This is a genomic window from Fodinibius salinus, assembly GCF_008124865.1.
Classification (GTDB): domain Bacteria; phylum Bacteroidota; class Rhodothermia; order Balneolales; family Balneolaceae; genus Fodinibius; species Fodinibius salinus.
Map to the genome: position 1 here is coordinate 801,938 of NZ_VNHY01000001.1, position 17,064 is coordinate 819,001.

15 protein-coding genes are annotated in these 17,064 nt (G+C 42.3%); 1 reads left to right on the top strand and 14 read right to left on the bottom strand.

What is annotated here, in order from left to right; all coding sequences use genetic code 11:
• Positions 1 to 36: 36 nt before the first annotated feature.
• Positions 37 to 1,014, bottom strand: a complete 978-nt coding sequence (locus LX73_RS03660; RefSeq protein ID WP_148898111.1) for a phytoene/squalene synthase family protein — start codon at positions 1,012 to 1,014, stop codon at positions 37 to 39.
• Positions 1,015 to 1,208: 194 nt separating this feature from the next.
• Here LX73_RS03660 and LX73_RS03665 point away from each other — a divergent pair, with 194 nt between their 5' ends.
• Positions 1,209 to 2,174, top strand: coding sequence for a phosphoribosylaminoimidazolesuccinocarboxamide synthase (locus LX73_RS03665; protein WP_148898112.1), 966 nt, complete (start codon positions 1,209 to 1,211; stop codon positions 2,172 to 2,174).
• Between the two features lie 79 nt (positions 2,175 to 2,253).
• Here the strand turns inward: LX73_RS03665 and LX73_RS03670 are convergent, their stop codons facing one another.
• The 13 genes from LX73_RS03670 to LX73_RS03730 form a co-directional block, all read right to left on the bottom strand.
• Positions 2,254 to 2,466, bottom strand: a complete 213-nt coding sequence (locus LX73_RS03670) for an anti-sigma factor (protein WP_148898113.1) — start codon at positions 2,464 to 2,466, stop codon at positions 2,254 to 2,256.
• A 63-nt stretch (positions 2,467 to 2,529) separates the two neighbouring features.
• Complete coding sequence (locus tag LX73_RS03675; RefSeq protein ID WP_211359351.1) at positions 2,530 to 3,144, bottom strand: sigma-70 family RNA polymerase sigma factor; 615 nt, start codon at positions 3,142 to 3,144, stop codon at positions 2,530 to 2,532.
• A gap of 62 nt (positions 3,145 to 3,206) precedes the next feature.
• Positions 3,207 to 4,265 (bottom strand): DNA polymerase III subunit delta, encoded by a 1,059-nt coding sequence (gene holA, locus LX73_RS03680; protein WP_148898114.1) that lies wholly within the window; start codon positions 4,263 to 4,265, stop codon positions 3,207 to 3,209.
• Positions 4,266 to 4,333: 68 nt separating this feature from the next.
• A complete protein-coding gene (locus tag LX73_RS03685) occupies positions 4,334 to 5,830 on the bottom strand; it encodes an asparagine--tRNA ligase (protein WP_148898115.1) in 1,497 nt (498 codons plus the stop codon).
• 88 nt (positions 5,831 to 5,918) lie between these two features.
• Positions 5,919 to 7,178 carry a M16 family metallopeptidase gene (locus tag LX73_RS03690; RefSeq protein WP_148898116.1) on the bottom strand — a complete coding sequence of 420 codons (1,260 nt, stop codon included), beginning with the start codon at positions 7,176 to 7,178 and terminating at the stop codon, positions 5,919 to 5,921.
• 184 nt (positions 7,179 to 7,362) lie between these two features.
• A complete protein-coding gene (pnp, locus tag LX73_RS03695; RefSeq protein WP_148898117.1) occupies positions 7,363 to 9,483 on the bottom strand; it encodes a polyribonucleotide nucleotidyltransferase in 2,121 nt (706 codons plus the stop codon).
• Positions 9,484 to 9,649: 166 nt separating this feature from the next.
• Positions 9,650 to 9,919: a 30S ribosomal protein S15 gene (rpsO, locus tag LX73_RS03700; RefSeq protein ID WP_148898118.1), complete on the bottom strand. Its 270-nt coding sequence runs from the start codon at positions 9,917 to 9,919 to the stop codon at positions 9,650 to 9,652.
• Positions 9,920 to 10,015: 96 nt separating this feature from the next.
• Positions 10,016 to 10,951: a bifunctional riboflavin kinase/FAD synthetase gene (locus tag LX73_RS03705; RefSeq protein WP_148898119.1), complete on the bottom strand. Its 936-nt coding sequence runs from the start codon at positions 10,949 to 10,951 to the stop codon at positions 10,016 to 10,018.
• 24 nt (positions 10,952 to 10,975) lie between these two features.
• The gene (gene truB, locus LX73_RS03710) at positions 10,976 to 11,740 is read right to left on the bottom strand and encodes a tRNA pseudouridine(55) synthase TruB (RefSeq protein WP_148898120.1); all 765 of its coding nucleotides are present in this window, start codon (positions 11,738 to 11,740) and stop codon (positions 10,976 to 10,978) included.
• 7 nt (positions 11,741 to 11,747) lie between these two features.
• The gene (gene rbfA, locus LX73_RS03715; RefSeq protein ID WP_148898121.1) at positions 11,748 to 12,128 is read right to left on the bottom strand and encodes a 30S ribosome-binding factor RbfA; all 381 of its coding nucleotides are present in this window, start codon (positions 12,126 to 12,128) and stop codon (positions 11,748 to 11,750) included.
• A 30-nt stretch (positions 12,129 to 12,158) separates the two neighbouring features.
• Positions 12,159 to 15,125 carry a translation initiation factor IF-2 gene (infB, locus tag LX73_RS03720; protein WP_148898122.1) on the bottom strand — a complete coding sequence of 989 codons (2,967 nt, stop codon included), beginning with the start codon at positions 15,123 to 15,125 and terminating at the stop codon, positions 12,159 to 12,161.
• 97 nt (positions 15,126 to 15,222) lie between these two features.
• A complete protein-coding gene (gene nusA, locus LX73_RS03725) occupies positions 15,223 to 16,479 on the bottom strand; it encodes a transcription termination factor NusA (protein WP_148898123.1) in 1,257 nt (418 codons plus the stop codon).
• Between the two features lie 22 nt (positions 16,480 to 16,501).
• On the bottom strand, positions 16,502 to 16,960 hold the full coding sequence (locus LX73_RS03730) for a ribosome maturation factor RimP (RefSeq protein ID WP_148898124.1): 459 nt from the start codon (positions 16,958 to 16,960) through the stop codon (positions 16,502 to 16,504).
• Positions 16,961 to 17,064 lie beyond the last annotated feature (104 nt).

The following is a 17,064-nucleotide window of genomic DNA, read 5'->3' on the forward strand; positions in this document are numbered from 1 at the left end:
CGACACCTTTTCTGTAAACGTCAAACCAAAATTTATCTACCCACTCTCGGATCTCATTTTAAAGTATGCACTGGGAAGGATGGAAAGCTTCTCTGTGGTATTCAAATAGGCTCTCCTCTCAAAGACATTATATTCGTTTTCCTCAATTTTGTCGAGGATCCGGCTGTAATTTTGGCGGGCTAAATATACAGGCAATCGACTATCACGGGCAAGCAGCGCAATTCCTATGTCCGATCGATTATAATAGCGGCGGGTACGATCAATCTGGAATGCCAGTAAGTCTTTTACTGACTCGTCAAGCGAGTAATTAAACAGATCTTGCTCGCTCACGTCAAATCTAGCTAAATCTTCTTGGGGAATATATATCCGGTTTCGGCGTAGATCCTCTCCCACGTCACGTAAAATATTCGTGAGCTGCATAGCAATCCCCAAATCTACAGCATACCCTAAGGCTTCTTTGGATTCATAGCCAAATACACGGCTGGTCATTAATCCCACTATAGAGGCAACTTTAAAAGAGTAATCATATAGCTCTTCAAATGTCTGATAGCGATTTTTAAAAAGATCTACACATACTCCTTCCATCAGCTCGAATGGTAATTCAATGGGGATATGATGCCGCTTCAGAATATCTGAAAAGGCAATAAGTATGGCATTATCATGAGCACGCCCTTCATAAGTATCCTGCAGTTTTTTCTTCCAGTTGTCCAGCCGTCTTCGTATATCTGCTTCCGCAAGCTCTTCTTTTTCCAGTAAGTCTTCCGCTTCATCAACCAAATCATCGATATAGCGACAAAGACTATAAATTGCAAAGATGCCCCGTTGCTTGTAATTAGGTAAAAATCGCGTAGCCATGTAAAAAGTCTTTGCATGGTGACGCGTAATTTCTCTACACTCGCTATAAGCCTCTTTAAGATGCTCTTCGTCAAGCTCATCAATAACGGATCGGTGCATCGAAGTCCGCTGGTAAATCGGCTTTATGAGTGCATACGGTATGCGAAGAAGGTCAGTCATCCAGGGCAAACACCACTTAACTCTTTATTTAATTATAGGTCTTCCTACTTACCTAAGTCATGATTCTTCCAAATAGTTCCCGATAATAAGTTAACTATATAAATTTCCGAATAACTTTAAGTTTTAAATTTCAATTCTTCCAAACTTTTTCAGATTTTTCTATTCACCTTTTATTCGAAATAATAATTAATTCTGTGAGTTCAACAGCCATCGATTCTGCCGCGCTTAAAAACTGCATTACTGAAACCAATGTACCCGGTTATGAAAATCCATACCGTGGTAAAGTACGAGATGTTTATAATATAGAGGATGATAAACTTGGTATAGTAGCCAGCGATCGCATCTCGGCTTTCGACCACATTATGAAGCAAGCGATTCCCTATAAGGGACAAATTTTAAATTCGCTTGCTGCCTTTTCATTCAACCATGTGGATGATGTAGTAGACACTCATGTTGTTGACGTTCCCCACCCCAATGTCACTATTGCTAAAAAGTGTGAGCCTATTCCCATTGAAGTAGTCATTCGGGCATGTTTAACAGGACATGCAGCACGGGTGTATAATTCCGGCAAGCGTACACTCTGCGGCGTTGAACTGCCGGATGGAATGCTTATCAACCAAAAGTTTGAACAGCCTATCTTAACCCCGGCTACTAAAGCCGAAGAGGGGCATGATGAAGATATTTCTGAACAAGAAATCCTTGAACAAAATATTGTAGATCCTAAAATCTGGGAAGAAGTTCGGAATAAGGCATTTAAAGTTTTTGAACGGGGGCAAAAAATTGCTAATGAGCAGGGGCTCATCCTGGTTGATACGAAATACGAATTCGGACTTTACAATGGCAAAGTCACGCTCATTGACGAAGTGCATACTGCCGACTCTTCACGTTATTTTTACGCGGATGGATATGAGGAACGTTTAAAAAATGAAGAGCCACAAAAACAATTATCCAAAGAATTTTTACGTGAATGGCTGATGGACCACGACTTTCAGGGTAAAGAAGGGCAAACACTGCCAAACCTGCCGGATGACTTTCGCATCAAGGTATATAAACGCTACACCGAATTGTTTGAAAAGCTTACCGGCAATTCATTCGAGCCTACAGCACTATCTATGGATACATTCAATCAAGAACTGAAAGATATATTCGACCAATATTAACTAAGGTCTAATCGGAGGCTTGAAATAATTTTAAAAGACAGACGATTATCAGAGCGACTGACTACGATTAGATTTTTTATTACGCTGTCACAGAAGGCACTTCAATTTTATCCGAAAATTGGGCTAATACCTTCTTGCCCTGTCTAGCCTTTTTAGCAAAAACTTTTTCCTTTTCGTTTTGAGCAAGGTATTCTTCAAATGAAGATTGCTCAGCGCTATCCAAATTTCCATCCAAATAATCAGTCAAAAAATCGGTGAGTACGGTATCACGGTCAAATGCAGTAGTATCCATAAATAAGAGGGTAATAGATTATATAACAAGTTCAAAACAACTATCTATTACCCTCTTACTGAATTATGCGGATTTTGTTTCCGGATAAACATAATTTTCTAATTGTTCTTGTAATTTAGCACGTCCACGGTTAATACGAGACTTTACGGTACCCATCGGCAAGTCAGCTATTTCGGAAATTTCTTCATACGAAAGCTGCTGTAAATCCCGAAGCACCACTACTTCCCTAAAATCATCACTCAACTCCATTAGAGCATCTTCAAGCTCATCAACACACATTTTTTCGTGGAGGGAATCATCGGGCAGAATACCGTTATCTTCCAATTTCATCGGACGATCTTCGGAATCATCAGGATCTTTATGAATCGTCACCTTTGTCATGCGTTTTTTCTTCTTGTATAAGCTTTTCGCCAAATTTACCGCGATGGTATACATCCATGTAGAAAATTTGGCTATGGGCTTATAAGAATGGCGACTTCGAAATACCCGGAAGAAGGTCTCTTGTACCAAATCTTCAGAATCTTGGTGATCATGCGTATAACCGTATAAAAAATTGTGTAATCGATCCTGATATCGTTCAACCAATAAATTAAACGCTTCTTCATACCCGGACTGAAATTTGGCCATCAAATCCTCATCCGACATATTCTTAAACTCAACTTTGGATACAGCTTGCATATAGACCCCTGTTTCTTATTTGCGATTCGTGGAGTCATCAGCCTTCTGTATCGCATCACATACTAGCTGATGATCCGCTTAATCAACAGGAGAAATATTGTCGGGGGATCCATCTTGGTAAAGCCTTTTGATGCTCGATCGGCATCCAAGAGCGCTTCAAAGATTCTGGGCATTTCGGCCAGCTTAAAAGCTGAAGCATCTTCCCAAAGCTTATTGAAGTACCAGTTGTTACTGATACCCAAGGTGTTTTGAACTTGTTGCTTGGAACTACCCTGTCCAGCTAACCGGCGAATTTGCCAGATGTTTGAAAACACATTATAAAAGAACCCCACGGAACGAATAATTTCTCCCGTGTTCGCTTTAGAATGTTGCAACATCTGTTCCGCTATGAACAAGGCTTCTTCCAAGTTACGCTCAATTACGGCGTCTTTAAGCTCAAACACCGAATATTCGCGATAAAGACCAATTACTTTTTTTATATGACTCTCTTTGATGGTTTCTGAAGTGTCCATAAAAGTACACACTTTATCTATTTCTGTGGACAGTAGCTTCAGATTATTACCCACATATTGCGACAGCATTTGTGCCGCAGGCGGAGCTATCTTTTTGCCATGCTGATCTCGTGCCCATGCAATGATCCAGTCAGGAAGGCGGTAGTCAGGCACTTCTTCAAATTCATGAAAGCCGGCATGTTTTTTAAAGGCTTTGCCAATCTTTGATCGGCCGGAGGGTTTTTGGGTATCAATGCAAACAAATAATGTGGTAGGATTGGGCTGCTCCAGGTATGGGATCAGATCATTAACTTCACCCTCATACCCTTCATCCGTGGCGGCATAGCTCTTCAACTCGCTAAAATTACGCAAAATAACAATACGTTGATCTGCCATCATGGGATAGCTGCGAATAATAGAAAGCACCTTTTCAGGGGAAACATCACGCCCATAAAGCAGATCAAAATTAAAATCTTTCTGATCTTCGGGGATTAATTCTTCAACCGCCTCCTGCAGCTTGTCCAGAAAGAACTCCTCATCTCCATAGAAAAAATACACCGGTTTCCGCTCTTCCGAATGAAGCTCATCCAGAATTTCTGAGTAAAGCTCTATACTGGTTTTTTTGGCCACTTTGTTATTGGTTATTTGTTAATGGTTATTAGGTAAAAACCCAATAACCAATAACGATTAACAATAAACTACGGACTAAGTCGTCCCATCATACGGGGAAATGGAATAGTCTCTCTAACATGATCCAGACCACAAAGCCAGGCCACCGTTCGTTCCAGCCCCAATCCAAAACCCGAATGGGGCACAGATCCATACTGGCGCAAGTCTAAATACCACTGGAAAATATCTTCCGGCAAATTATGCTCTTCTACCCGTTTTTGGATCGTTTCCAAGTCATCTTCGCGCTCACTACCGCCGATAATTTCACCGTAGCCTTCAGGAGCCAGCATATCACATGCCATTGCTAGCTTTTCATCCTCAGGATCACGCTTCATATAAAAAGCCTTAATGTCAGCCGGAAAACGATGTACTAAAATGGGCGTATCGTATTTCATTGTCAGCAGCGTTTCGTCACTCCCACCAAAATCTTCGCCCCACTCAAAGTTGAGGGCCGATTCGCGCCAGTCGGGGATATTGCGCAAATCTTCTTCAATCTGATCGAGCCTATTACCGATTTCTTTCACTCGCTGATCGATCTGTGCTTTGCGCCACTTCTTGGCCTGCCCTTTTTCTTTTTTAATCTCTTCGCGCTCTTCTTTAAGCTCTTCGATTTCCTGTTTGCGATCTTCCACCATCTGGTCCAACATAGCGGCCATATCATCGCTCTTAAGCTGTTCTACAGCTTCGGTATATGATATGCGGGGAAACTCTCCTTCTACCGTTTTACGTAGCTTTTCAGTATCACGTTCAAGAGCATTAAGCTCTTTGGGACATCGATCAAGCACGCGCTTAACAATAAATGTGACAAAATCTTCGGCCAGATCCATATTGTCAACCAAATCATAAAAAGCCATTTCCGGCTCAATCATCCAAAACTCGGTAAGGTGGCGTCGTGTTTTGCTCTTTTCAGCCCGAAAAGTTGGTCCGAATGTATAAATCAATCCATGTGCCATGGCCATCGCTTCACCATACAGCTGACCGGACTGCGTAAGATAAGCCTGGTCATCAAAGTATTCGGTCTCAAAAAGATTAGTTGTACCCTCAGCGGCATTGCCGGTAAAGATGGGGGCATCCATTTGTATAAAACCACGTTCTTGGAAAAAAGTATGGATAGCATAGATTATCTCGTTACGCACACGCATCGCCGCCCACTGACGCTTGCTGCGTAACCACAGGTGTCGGTTTTCCATCAGAAAATCAACACCGTGCTCTTTGGGCGTAATGGGATAATCCTCAGCAACCTGGTAAATTTCCAAATCGGTAACCTGCAGCTCATGTCCGCCGATACTGCGCTCATCTTCAACGACCGTTCCAGTAATTTTAAGCGAACTTTCCTGCCGGAGTGCTTCTGTCTGCTCCCAAGCTTCATCACTGACAGCATCTTGCGCCACTACGCATTGACAAATGCCGGAACCGTCACGCATTTCAACAAAATAAAGACTTCCACTGCTGCGATAATTATATACCCAGCCTTTTAACGTTACTTCTTCATCAACGTGGTCAGATAAATTGCTGATGTAAACCATGCTTCTACAAATAATTTTGGTGAATATTTTGAATACGTAAAGAGCTCGAATCTAACCATTTCTGACCAGACTCGAAATGAATCAACAGTTATTCTTCGGGCAATAAAACTGCCTCGGAAAATACGTCACTGTCAAAGAAATTCTGTGCAAATAATTGTATTTCTTCCGATGTCACACTATCAATTTTTTGAATGAGTTCATCCAGTGTAACAAACCGGTCATAATAAATTTCACTTTTCGCTAATCGTGACATCCGATTTTTCATGCTTTCAACTGAAAGTAAAAGCTTACCTTTAAGCTGTGACTTTGCCTCTGAAAGTTCCTTTTCGGGGATGGCACTCTGTCGCAGAGTATCAAGCTCTTGGTTAATCAGTTCCCGAACGTGATCTACATATTCTTGGTCAGTCCCTACATAAATACCATACAGACCCGTATCCTGGTACGACTGATTGAAGGAGGTAATGCTATAACAATAACCATATTTTTCGCGCACATTTTGGTGAAGTCGAGAACTCATCCCACCTCCAAGTACCGTATTAGCTAGTAGTAGGCTAAACTTGTCATCGTGATTATAGTCTAAACCTCGTCGCCCTGTTATTAAATGTGTTTGTTCAATCGACTTGTGCAACGCAATATCATTAACGTCGTACTCAGGCAGCTCTTCATTTTTCTGCACTGTATCATGGGAAGTAACTGAGCTAAAATAATTGGATACTAACTCAACAACCTGATCGTGCTCCATATTTCCGGATACGGAGATCAATAAATTGGACGGCTGATATCGCTGTTCCATATAATCGTATAAATCCTGGCGCTCAAAAGCTGACACGGTCTCTTCAAAACCGAGTGTTGAATTGCCCAGCGGATGTCCGTCAAAAATATTGGCACTAAACTGTTCAAAAAGATAATCGTTGGGACTATCACGGTACATTTTCATCTCTTCTATAACCACCTTTTTTTCCTTCTCAATTTCCTTTTCCGGAAATGAAGGGTGCAGTACCATATCGGAAAGCACATCGAGAGCTCGCTCCAACTGCGTATTTAAACAGCGTGAATAGTAACAAGTATATTCTGAAGAAGTAAAAGCATTGAGATATCCTCCTACCGACTCCATACTCATGGCAATATCAAGCGAAGACCGATTTTCGGTCCCCTTAAACAGCATATGCTCTAAAAAATGTGTTACCCCGGCCTGCTGTGGTGTCTCGTTGCGGCTACCGGTCTTTGCCCAAATACCTACTGCTACACTTTTAACACTTTCAATACGCTCTGTAACAATGGTCAGCCCATTGCTGAGTTTGGTCTTATCAACTGCTTGTAGTTCATCTTCAGTACTTTTTGTGTGCATAAAGCCTCAATTTTTGGGAGATAACATATTCGGTTGTAGCTGTGGTAAGCGTAACACTTCCACATGTGTAGTGTACATCAAATGAAAATATCTGATATACCCATGATATTTGATCAAAAGAAAACGCCATCCCGACTAGTCGAGATGGCGCATAAGTTATTAAGATCTATGACGGTACAATAAATTAGTCTTCTTCACCGTCTTTGGAGATCAGCGCCTTACGAGAAAGACGAAGCTTATCGCCATGTTCAATCTTAAGCAACTTCACTTCTAACTCATCTCCTACCGAAAGGACGTCACTGACGTTGTCAACGTGGCTGTGATTAATCTCAGACACGTGAAGCAGTCCGTCTCTACCGGGCACAATCTCTACAAAAGCACCATAGTCTTTGATTGCTTGAACGGTACCCTGATAGGTCGCTCCTTCTTCTAGGTGACCAACGATGCCTTCAATACGCTTCTTGGCTTCCTTAACATTGGCAAGCTCATCACCGGTAATGGATATTTTACCTACATCGCGCTCTTCATCTTCTTCAACCCAGATTTCGGTATTCGTTTCTTTTTGGAGTGTCTGAATAACTTTTCCGCCAGGACCAATAACTGACCCTATCTCATCCGTATCAATTTCCATATTGATGAATTGCGGAGCATACTCAGAAATATTTTCACTAGGTTCCGAAATGGTTTCTGACATTTTATCCAGAATGTGTAAGCGTCCCTGTCGAGCCTGCTCAAGTGCTTCTTCAAGCTTTTCAAAGGAAATTCCGCTAACTTTCATATCCATCTGGCAAGCCGTAATACCATCTTTACTACCCGCTGTTTTAAAGTCCATGTCTCCCATGAAATCCTCTTCACCGCGAATGTCGGAGAGAATAACTTCATTCTCATCGCCTACAATCATTCCCATTGCTATTCCGGCAACAGGTTTTTTGAGTGGTACACCAGCATCCATCAGCGCCATGGATCCACCGCAAACGGAGGCCATTGATGATGAACCATTTGACTCAGTAATGTCCGAAATTACGCGGATCACATAGCCAAACTCTTCAAAACTGGGCATAAGCTGACTAATTGCACTCTCGGCCAAATGGCCGTGTCCTTTCTCACGTCGGCCGGGACCTCGCATATAGCCCGCTTCACCAACACTAAAGTTAGGGAAGTTATAGTGCAGATAGAATTTCTTGTCTTCTTCAGTCAGCAGTGTATCAATAGCTTGGGCATCCTTCTGCGTACCAAGCGTTACCGATACAAGTGCTTGTGTTTCGCCACGCGTAAAAATGGAAGAACCATGTGTACGAGCAAGATAATCTGTTTGGCTCCAGATATCACGAACGTCCTCGGGAGAGCGACTGTCAATGCGACGCTTCTTCTCGAGAATCATACTACGAAGTTGCTCTTTCTCAATCTTGCTGAGAACATCTTTAATTGCTCCAGACTCTTCAGCATATTCTTCAATTGCAGTCAGCTCTTCAACGACTCCATCTTTAATATCGTCAAGTCGTGCGCTGTATTCTTCTTTGCCAAGTCCTACATTGACAAGCTCTGCAATTTTATCATCCGCAAGCTCATGTACCTTAGCTTTGAGATCTTCATCAACAGGCTCTGGCTCGAAATTACGTTTCTCCTTTCCAAACTCTTCGCGCAGCTCTTCCTGAAAAGCACAAAGTTTTTTGATGGATTTATGAGCAGCTTTAATAGCATCAAGCATTTCAGATTCGGAAATTTCTTCCATCTCTCCTTCCATCATGATAACGCTCTCTTCAGTACCACCGATAATCATATCGATGTCACTGTTTTCCATTTCACTGATGGTGGGGTTAATGATAAACTCACCGTCAACGCGTCCTACGCGAACTTCGGCAATAGGTCCTGCAAAAGGAACATCAGAAATATGCAAAGCTGCAGAAGCTCCTACGCCGCCAAGCACATCTCCGTTATGTTCACCGTCTGAGGAATAAACTTTACAAATAATTTGGGTATCACAGCGGTATCCATCCGGAAAAAGCGGACGGAGGCTACGGTCAATAAGACGGCTGGAAAGTACTTCTTTATCGTTGGGGCGACCTTCGCGCTTTATAAAGCCACCGGGAAATTTACCTCCAGCAGAAAAACTTTCACGTAAATCAACTGTTAATGGGAAAAATGGTTTATCAGATTGTTCTTTAGAACTCACGGCTGTACATAGCACCATTGTATCGCCCATGCGAACCATTACAGCGCCGTCGGCCTGCTTTGCAATGCGGCCGGTCTCAACTGATAGTGTTTTACCGGGCGCAAACTCTACACTTTTAAATTCTTCTTTCATCGTAATACTATATTCAATTCAAATTCAATTTATATTTTCTTCTCCATCAGACAATATCTTCAAGAAATTCGTACGCTAAAACTCAGGTGGGATAATAAGTTGATCACTCTGACAGCAGAAATGAAATAAAATAAGTGAACACATCTAATGATATGCTCACCCATACTTACTTACGAATTCCTAAATCTTCAATAAGTTCCCGGTAGGCCTCAATATCATTATCTTTAAGATAGTTCAACAATCTTTTGCGCTTTCCTACCAGTTGAAGCAAACCTCTGCGTGAGGCATGATCCTGAGTATTATCTTCTAGATGATCTGTCAGATCTGCAATCCGTTCGGTAAAAATAGCAATCTGTGCCTCAGTAGATCCTGTATTTTCTTTAGATCCACCGTACTTTTCGATCAATTCTGCTTTTCGCTCTTTTGTTATCGACATGTGTTAAATTTAATCTTATTTGCTTTACTTAAACTACATTGTTTACGAATGATAATAGCGATCAAAGATAAGCTTTAATGTTTCCCTTTGCAATATTTATTGGTCGGTCAACAATTCTTTAGCTTCGCCTTCATCTTCCTTCAGCTGACTGATTAATTCTTCTTTACCTTCAAACTTTTTTTCGTCTCGTATCCGGTTAAAAAACTGAACTTCTATTTCTTTTCCATAAATTTCACCATCAAAATCAAATAGATTAACTTCTAGCGTTCGGGCTTCACCCTCAAAAGTTGGGCGGGTGCCTATATTCATCATTCCATGAAGCTGGTGTTCCCCTACCTGAACCTTAACTGCATAAACCCCATCTTTGGGAATAATTTTTTTAGGATTTTCCGGCTTAATATTAGCAGTGGGAAATCCAATTTCTTTACCTCGTTTATCTCCGTGTATAACCGTTCCCGTGATTTTATAGGGACGCTGCAAAAACCTGGCGGCCTGTTCCATATCTCCCTCTTCACTTATTATATTACGGATGGCCGTACTACTAACTGTTTTTACGCCTACCTCACGTTTTGAAACGACGTAGGTATCAAAATCAAGCTCCATCCCAATTTTTTCGATGGTTTCAATGGTACCTTCGCGGTTGCGGCCGAACTTGTGATCATATCCAATAACAAATTCGCTAACGCCAATTTTTTCATAAACAATATCCCGAACGAACTCTTCGGATGTCAGTAAAGAGAAATCGCGGTCAAAGGGAATTACTACCATGGTATCAATACCCAGCTCATCCAGAATTTCGGCCCGCTCTTCCAGCGTTGTCAACAACTTAATTCCGTCATCACCTGGGTTTATAATGTCCCTCGGATGCGGATCGAAGGTAACAATTACACTTCGGGCATTACGTTCGACTGCCTTTTGAGCTACCGTATCCACAATAGCTCGATGACCGGCATGCACTCCATCAAAGGTACCAACCGTGACGACCGAATTTGTGATTTGTTCTATGTCATCAAGATATACCAGATCAGCCATAAGTTTTCTAGATTAGCATCAACATTATTTGTGCCGTTTAGCTTGTTGCTCATAATTTTCAACACCAAATACTTTCTCCAAGTAAGAAATAGAAAGTGCGTCTTTGGACGAATAATCTCCAATGGCCGTTCTCTTTAAGCCTGTCAAATGTCCGGCTGTGTCAAGATAATCCGCAAGATCATCAGCCAGCGTACGAATATACGTACCAGTGCTGCATGTTATGGACAACGATAACCTGGGCAGTTTGCAATTCAGTATACTAATTTCTTTGATAATGACCTGCCGCGGTTTACGTTTTACTTTCTTGCCTTTACGTGCCAGCTTGTACAACGGATCACCCTCGTGCTTAAGTGCTGAATACATGGGAGGAATCTGTACAATCTGTCCTAAAAGATGCTCGCTTATTACATCTCGAATCCGCTGTTCTGTTAAGTGTTTAAATGACATTCGTTTATCTGGAATGGTCTCCGCATCAAGACTAGGTGTCGCAGAACCAAATGTAATTTCAGCGGTATATGTTTTTGAGGCTTCCTGAAATGCGGAAACGGTACGGGTTCCCTTACCGCAACATAAAATAAGTAGTCCTGTTGCTAGGGGATCGAGCGTGCCGGCATGTCCTATCTTTCTTAGATCCAGGCATTTACGAAGAAACTTAACAACGGTAAAACTGGTCCAATGTTTAGGCTTGTTGATCAAAAAAGCAGCTCCATCGGCGTAATCAAAGGAAGGGTTTGGAAGATGAGAGAGCGAAAAGATTGGGAGTTCGTTCAAAGGTATCGCTTTCGCCATACGCAGACTATTCCTCTTGGCCTTCGTTATTGTCTCGCTGCTGGCGCTCTTCCCGGATTTCCTGAAACAGATTCTCCATCTTCTCTACATGCTCAGCTGTCTTGTCATTGGTAAAGTGAAGTTTGGGAATACGGCGTACTTGATGGCGAATTTTATCGGCAAGCTCTTTGCGGATACTGGCTTTCTGATTCTGGAGATGAGCAAAAATAGCATCCTCATCTTTTCCGGGAGCATACACACTTAACAGCACCTTGGCAATAAGCAGGTCTGGCGTTACATCCACTTTTGTAATTGTAATAAACGAACCGGTACGCTGATATCCTTTCTGGATAATAGTACCTAAATCTCGTTTAACAACTGCGGCCAGCTTTTCGGTTCTGATACTCATAGGACAAAATTTATAACTGTAAAACTCGACTTATTCGCTGTCACTTTCTACATCCTCGAGTTTACGTTTCTCTTCAATAACCTCGTAGTTTTCAATAACGTCACCGACTTTAATATCATTGTAATTGACAATGCTAATACCACATTCATAGCCGGTTTTTACTTCTTTGACATCATCCTTGAACCGTTTCAAAGAATCAATCTCTCCATCGTAAATCACAACACCGTCGCGGACAACGCGTACCGGATTATCACGATTTATTTTACCCTCGGTCACATAACAGCCCGCGATGGTACCAATACTGGATACTTTAAATATTTCACGAACTTCTGCGTTGCCGTACAGTTTCTCACTTATTTCAGGTGACAGCATACCCTCCATAGCGTCTTTCACTTCATCAACAGCATCATAAATTACGCTAAAGAGACGGATATCAATTTCTTCTTCCTCAGCCACACTTCGTGCATCATTTGTGGGCCGCACCTGGAAACCAATGATAATAGCTTCGGATGCCGAAGCCAGCAACACATCCGATTCAGTAATGGCACCGGCACCAGTATGGATAATATTTACGGATACCTCATCATTACTGAGCTTTTGCAAGGCTCCGGAAAGTGCTTCAATAGAGCCGTCCACATCCGCTTTGATAATAATGTTGAGATCATCAATTTCGCCAAGTGCCAGTCGTCTAGAAAGATCATCAAGGCTTACATGGCTGGATTGACGTAATTCTTGTTCTCTACGAATTTGCTGGCGCTGACTAGCAATATCTTTAGCCTTTTGCTCATCCTCCAGCACTACCAGCTTGTCACCAGCTTTGGGGATGTCATTAAAACCGGTAAGCTGCAACGGCTCTGAAGGCCCTGCTTCTTCCAGCCTGTTACCAAGCTCATTTTCCATAGCACGTACCCGTCCAAAGCACGGACCAGCAACAAATGAGTCACCGACTTTGAGCGTACCATTTTGCACCAAGATATTGGCGACTGTCCCCTTGCCTTTGTCAACACGCGCTTCGAGCACAACGCCATCTGCCTTGCGGTCAGGATTTGCCTGTAGTTCCATCAGGTCAGACTCGATAAGTACCTTCTCAAGAAGATCAGGGATTCCTTCACCTGTTTTAGCAGAAACCTCTGCACACTGATTTTCGCCGCCATACTCCTCAATAATTACATCATGTTCGGCTAACTGCTGCTTAATTTTGTCAGGCTTGGCACCAGGTTTATCCATCTTATTAATAGCCACAATGATTGAAACGCCTGCTGCTTTTGCGTGGTTAATAGCCTCAATTGTTTGCGGCATCACGGCGTCATCAGCAGCTACAACCAAAATAACAATATCAGTAGCCTGAGCACCTCGCGAACGCATAGCAGTAAATGCCTCGTGTCCTGGTGTATCAAGGAATGTAATAGGACGTCCGTCGTCAGTCTCAACTTCATAAGCTCCTACGTGCTGGGTAATTCCGCCGGCTTCACCCTCTGCTACCTGTGATTTTCGAATATAGTCAAGCAGTGAAGTTTTACCGTGATCAACGTGACCCATTACCGTAATAATGGGAGCGCGGGGTTCCAGATCTTCGGGGTCATCTTCTTCAAGTTCAATCTCTTCAATGCCTTCATCGGCATCGACAAACTCAATTTCATAGCCGTATTCTTCGGCTACAAGCTCCATAGTACTAGCGTCTAATCGCTGATTTATCGACACCATCTTACCCAGGTCCATACAGGTTGTAATCACATCATTCGCCTGCACACCCATCAGATCAGCTAAATCACTAACAGTAATAAATTCTGTTGCTTCAATGATGTTTTCTTCAAGTTCTTGAAGTTCTTCCTGACGTTTTTGCTCTTCTTCACGCTCCTTTTTACGCTCGCGACGGCGTTTTTGTCGCTTACTCCCAACAGTTTCAGAAGACTTCATCTCCTGAAGGGTCTGCTTTAGATTCTCCTGTACATCATCGGTATCAACTCGATTACCGCGCCGCTTCCGTTTCTTCTTTTTACCTTTCTTTTTCTTCTTAGATTTATTCTTGGAAGAATCTTTATCGCCTTTTCGGTCTTTCTTCCTCTTGCGTTTTTTACGACGCTTCGGCTTACTTTCATCAACTTTTACTTTACCAACTACTTTGGTTCCCTTTAACCGGCCGGCTCTACCGCGTATTACCCCTTGCTCTGAGGAGTCCTTCTCTTCCTCATTATCATCTTCTTCTGCTTCTGTCTCATCAGTATCTTGATCGTCGGCTTCTTCCTCATCTTCGGATTCTGCCTCACCTTCAGATTCTGTCTTATCTTCTTCCTCTTCCGTATCCTGCTGTACTTCTTCCTTAGTATCTTCTTCCTCTACCTGCTCTTCTGGAGACTCTTCTTCAGTTTCGGTCTCAGCTTCTTTCTCAGTTTGAGACTCAACTTCTTTATCGTCCTCACCAGCATCTGTTGATTCTTCAACCTCATCGGTTTCTTCGGAATCCTCAGTCGTTTCATCTTCGGATTCTGCCTCACCTTCAGATTCTGTCTTATCTTCTTCATCTTCCGTATCCTGCTGTACCTCTTCTTCAGCCTCCTCAGACTCTTTTTCATCCTGAGGCTCTAACGGCATATCACTTTCGGCTTCCTCTTCTTGGTCACCTTGCTCATCATCTTTGGGTTTTAAACCCTCAACTTCTTCCTCATCCTCAGGTTCAAGAGGCATTTCTTCCTCATCATCCTCTTCTTCCATTGGCTCCAGGTAATCTTCAACAGATACACTTTCGTTACGACTAGAACGAATTTGACTACGCCGATTTTCGTACTCTTCTTTAGCTTTTTGATGCTCCTCGCTATTAGCTTTGTCAGCACCATATACCTCTTCAAGCGTGGAGTACATTTCGGGCGTTACTTTCGAATTGGGTTTATTATCAATATCAAAGCCCTCATCCGAAAGTGAATCTACAATCGAAGTTGTAGATACATTAAACTCGGAAGCAACCTTAAATAAACGTTTTGACTTAGCCTTAGGCGACATATGAAGTTATTTCTAAAACTACGTTCTAAAATTAAATATTTGTCAACTGTACTCTACAGTATAAGGTAAAGGAGGTTTGGTGGAAATGTAAGTTTAATCACACTTCTTCATCCTCAAATTCATAGGCGATAATATCGATGATTCGTTCCGCCTCTTCTTCAGTTATTTCGCCGTCGGTACGGCGCACGATTTCTTCTTCTTCCAGATCAAGTACCTGTCGGGCTGTATCACAGCCAATTTCGTGGAGCTGGTCAATCACTTCGGCACCAAAATCGATCTCAAATTCACCGAGATCAATATCATCTTCCTCCTCCACTTCGCGATACACATCTATCTCACAATCCGTGAGCTTGGAGGCCAAACGAATGTTTACTCCACCCTTACCAATAGCTTTGGATACCTCATCAGCAGGCACAAGTACTTTAGCATGGCTTTTATCCTCACTGAGATCAACACTTAGAACCTCGGCCGGCTGCAGTGCTTTCTTAATAAACTCGTGTTTATCATCAGTGTAATTAATGACATCAATATTCTCGTTCTGTAGCTCGCGAACAATGGCGTGGATGCGAATACCTTTCATTCCCACACAAGCTCCTACGGGATCTACCCGCTCGTCGTGCGAGCGAACTGCTACCTTGGAACGGTCACCCGGATCACGAGCAATACGAACAAGTTCAATAATACCGTCAAAAACTTCCGGTATTTCGTTTTCAAATAATCGCTCTAAAAATATCGGCGACGTGCGCGATATAATCACCGACGGGTTGCCGTGATACCGCTTTACTTCTTTCACAACAGCTCGAATGGTATCTCCTTTTCGGTAACGGTCTTTATAAATCTGTTCATCTTTGGGGAGTACCAGCTCAACACCATTATGATTAACTAACATTTCGCGACTACGAATCTGATAGACATCACCTAGTACAATTTCACCAACACGATCGGAATATTCCTCAAAGATATTGTCCTTCTCAATTTCGCGAATACGCTGGGATAACTGCTGGCGCGCCATCATAACAGCACGACGTCCAAAATCTTGGATAGAAAGCTCTTGGGCATACTCATCATACAGCTCAAGGTCGGGATCATTTTTTTGTGCTTCTTCCAGGGTAATCTCCTGCACCTCATCCGTCAACTCTTCTTCGGGTACCACTTCACGGATATGAAGAATCTGAATTTCTCCCCGATCTGCATTTAAAATAACTTCAAAAGCATCATCCGAACCATACTTCTTGCGGATCATCGTTCTAAAGACATCTTCCAAGATCGACAATAGCAGATCTTTTCCCATGTCCTTGTCTTTTGCAATTTCGGCAAAAGATTGAATTATCTTTTTAGAAACGTCATTTGACATCAGTGAGCTCCTGTAACCTTAATTATTTGAATGAGGGAATAATTGTTGTTTCTACCAGCTTATCAAATGCAATCGATTTGGACTCTTCTTCCATTTCGATTACAATTTCATCTTCAAATACATCCTGTAAAATACCTTGCACTTCACGATCCTCGCCTTCATCTGTAAAAGCAACTCTTGCTTTTCGTCCCTTGTTTTTTGGGTATTGCCGCTTGTCAACCAGCGGACGATCTAAGCCCGGAGACGAAACATTAATCCGATATTTATCAGAGAAAATATCGTGAGCTTCAAGCAAAAAACTCATCTCGTTACTAATTTCTGCACATTCATCCATATTAACGCCGCGATCTTCGCCGTCCACCGATACCCATACTTCTGGAATATCCCCGCCCTTTATCTCAATATCGACGAGAAAAAAATCGGTTGTTGAAAGAACCGACTCGGCAATTTCTTTTAATTTGTTTGTTACTTTGTTGGACACAGCTACAATATTTATGGATAAAAAAAAGTGAGAACCTTGCGGTGCTCACTTAAAGCAATCAAAGATATTGGTATTCCGCCTAAAAAACAACCCACGAACTAGAA